Origin of the sequence: Arenibacter catalasegens, assembly GCF_002909235.1 — a bacterium.
Taxonomy (GTDB): Bacteria; Bacteroidota; Bacteroidia; order Flavobacteriales; family Flavobacteriaceae; genus Arenibacter; species Arenibacter catalasegens.
The window spans coordinates 1-2,369 of sequence record NZ_PHQQ01000067.1; the positions used below are offsets into that span (position 1 = coordinate 1).

A 2,369-nucleotide genomic window follows, 5' to 3' on the forward strand; every position below is an offset into this window, starting at 1 on the left:
CCATCTGCTCCTGTAGCTCCGTCAATTCCGTTGGTTCCTGCAGTACCCGTTGCTCCGGTGTCACCTTTGTCGCCTTTCGCTCCAGTTATACTAATACCTATTGGTCCTTGAGCGCCTGTTGCCCCAGTGGCTCCTGTGTCGCCCTTGTCGCCTTTGTCTCCCTTAGCTCCATTAGCACCAGTAGGACCTTGGGCACCGGTTATACTAATACCTATTGGTCCCTGTGCTCCGGTATCACCTTTGTCTCCTTTTTCACCAGTATCACCTTTAGTGCCATCATTTCCATCTATACCGTTGGTTCCTGTTGCGCCTGTAGCACCAGTTGCTCCATCAATTCCGTTGGTTCCTGCAGCGCCTGTTGCTCCTGTAGCACCGGTTGCTCCATCAACACCATTTATTCCATCTGCTCCTGTAGCTCCGTCAATTCCGTTGGTTCCCGCTGTACCAGTTGCTCCTGTGGCACCTGTATTACCTGTTTCTCCTTTTTCACCAGTATCACCTTTAGCGCCATCAATTCCATCTATACCGTTGGTTCCTGTTGCGCCTGTAGCACCAGTTGCTCCATCTATACCGTTGGTTCCTGTTGCGCCTGTAGCACCAGTTGCTCCATCAATTCCGTTGGTTCCTGCAGCACCTGTTGCTCCATCAACACCATTTATTCCATCTGCTCCTGTAGCTCCGTCAATTCCGTTGGTTCCCGCTGTACCAGTCGCTCCAGTTGCACCAGTTAAACCGTCGTTTCCGTTTGCTCCTGCAGCACCGTCATTTCCTGCATCACCTTTTGGTCCGACAGCACCTGTGGCGCCTGTAGCACCGTCATTACCATTAGTGCCTGTTGCTCCAGTATCTCCTTTGTCGCCTTTCGCTCCAGTTATACTAATACCTATTGGTCCTTGAGCCCCAGTTGCCCCAGTGGCTCCAGTATCTCCTTTATCACCTTTGTCTCCTTTGTCTCCTTTTTCTCCATTGGCACCTGTAGGTCCTTGAGCACCGGTAACACTTATACCTATCGGTCCCTGTGCACCAGTAGCTCCGGTTATACCGTCGTTTCCGTCTATACCATTGGTTCCAGTTGCACCAGTTGCCCCAGTGGCACCATCATTTCCATTTGTCCCATTGGTACCTGTTGCTCCTGTAGCACCTTGAATACCTTGTGCTCCGGTTTCACCAGTTGCTCCAGTCGCACCTGTGGCACCATCATTTCCTGCATCACCTTTTGGTCCGACAGCACCTGTAGCACCGGTTGCTCCATCAACACCATTTATTCCATCGGCACCAGTTTCACCGGTATCACCTTTGGCTCCTTTTTCACCAGTATCACCTTTTGCTCCGTCTATTCCGTTGGTTCCTGCAGCACCAGTATCACCTGTGGCACCATCATTTCCATTTGTCCCATTGGTACCTGTTGCTCCTGTAGCACCTTGAATACCTTGTGCTCCGGTTTCACCAGTTGCTCCAGTCGCACCTGTGGCACCATCATTTCCTGCATCACCTTTTGGTCCGACAGCACCTGTAGCACCGGTTGCTCCATCAACACCATTTATTCCATCGGCACCAGTTTCACCGGTATCACCTTTGGCTCCTTTTTCACCAGTATCACCTTTTGCTCCGTCTATTCCGTTGGTTCCTGCAGCACCAGTATCACCTTTAGCACCATCATTACCATCTATACCGTTGGTTCCTGTTGCGCCTGTAGCGCCGATTGCCCCAGTGGCACCATCATTTCCATCTATTCCATTGGTTCCGGCTGCTCCTGTAGCACCAGTGGCACCTGTATTACCAGTTTCTCCTTTTTCACCAGTATCACCTTTAGCGCCATCAATTCCATCTATACCGTTGGTTCCTGTTGCGCCTGTAGCACCAGTTGCTCCATCAATTCCGTTGGTTCCTGCAGCACCTTTTTCACCAGTAGCACCAGTTGCTCCATCAACACCATTTATTCCATCTGCTCCTGTAGCTCCGTCAATTCCGTTGGTTCCTGCAGTACCCGTTGCTCCGGTGTCACCTTTGTCGCCTTTCGCTCCAGTTATACTAATACCTATTGGTCCTTGAGCGCCTGTTGCCCCTGTGGCACCATCATTTCCATCTATTCCATTGGTTCCGGCTGCTCCTGTAGCACCAGTGGCACCTGTATTACCAGTTTCTCCTTTTTCACCAGTATCACCTTTATCGCCATCAATTCCATCTATACCGTTGGTTCCTGTTGCGCCTGTAGCACCAGTTGCTCCATCAACACCATTTATTCCATCTGCTCCTGTAGCTCCGTCAATTCCGTTGGTTCCTGCAGTACCCGTTGCTCCGGTGTCACCTTTGTCGCCTTTCGCTCCAGTTATACTAATACCTATTGGTCCTTGAGCGCCTGTTGCCCC

The 2,369-nt window shown here is 51.0% G+C and carries 1 protein-coding gene; it reads right to left on the reverse strand.

What is annotated here, in order from left to right:
* Window positions 1–2,369 (reverse strand): beta strand repeat-containing protein (locus tag CWD90_RS23675; protein ID WP_103478359.1); only part of this gene is annotated, 2,369 nt, incomplete at both ends.